Raw genomic sequence first — 814 nt, 5'->3', positions numbered from 1 at the left:
ATTGTAGATATTCCAGAGTATGACTATAAAAAAGATTTTTGTTCATTTAAAGTTTATTTTTTAAAATGTGACGTAATAAAAATTAGAGTTAACTGTAAATCGCCAGGCTTACCCTATGATGAGTATCCAAAGTGTGATAATCCCAGTTATAAGTTAAAAGCAAAGGAATCTTAATATGTCAATTTTCGCTAGTGTTCTGCTGTTTTTAAATAAAATTAATATTTATAGGTTGTGCTCTCTTTAAGGAGATTTAAATGAAACTACAAGCTATAACGCTAATATTGTTTTCATTATTGTTAGCAGGTTGTGAAAGTGAAGCCGAAAAGCTCGCACGTGAACGCAAAGAAATGGTGTGGGTGCCAATGGGTGCATGGAATCTAACTTATTATGAAATGCGTACATTTACAGCCAATGGACATCTAGGTTATGCCACAAGTGAAGGTGGTTCAATCGTTATTCCTAAAGCATGGGATCCTGAATTTAAAGTCAAAGTAGTATGGGATCGGTTAGATACAAGTAAACTGGGAAAAAGTCCATACTCTAATGATACTAAAGGTTGGGAGGTTTTTGAACAAAAAATGAAAGAAAACACCAGCTATCATGAAACTATTGTAGATATTCCAGAGTATGACTATAAAAAAGATTTTTGTGCACTTAAAGTTTATTTTTTAGAGTGTAACGTAGTAAAAATTAGAGTTAACTGTAAATCGCCAGGCTTACCCTATGATGAATATCCTAAATGTGATAACCCCAGCTATAAATTAAAAGCAAAGGAATCTTAATATGTCAATTTTCGCTAGTGTTCTGCTGTTTT

The 814-nt window shown here is 32.6% G+C and carries 1 protein-coding gene; it reads left to right on the top strand.

Annotated elements, in window-relative coordinates:
* Positions 1–254: 254 nt before the first annotated feature.
* Positions 255–782, top strand: coding sequence for a DUF3304 domain-containing protein (locus VQ643_RS16285; RefSeq protein WP_414201560.1), 528 nt, complete (start codon positions 255–257; stop codon positions 780–782).
* Positions 783–814 lie beyond the last annotated feature (32 nt).

Origin of the sequence: Pseudomonas sp. F1_0610 (assembly GCF_047470865.1) — a bacterium.
In the GTDB taxonomy this organism is placed as follows: Bacteria; Pseudomonadota; Gammaproteobacteria; order Pseudomonadales; family Pseudomonadaceae; genus JAZDRH01.
This window is presented reverse-complemented; position numbering and strand designations above follow the sequence as displayed.

Excerpts from the sequence above, each read along its gene's own strand:
- VQ643_RS16285 (WP_414201560.1), top strand. The coding sequence starts at position 255 with ATGAAACTACAAGCTATAACGCTAATATTGTTTTCATTATTGTTAGCA.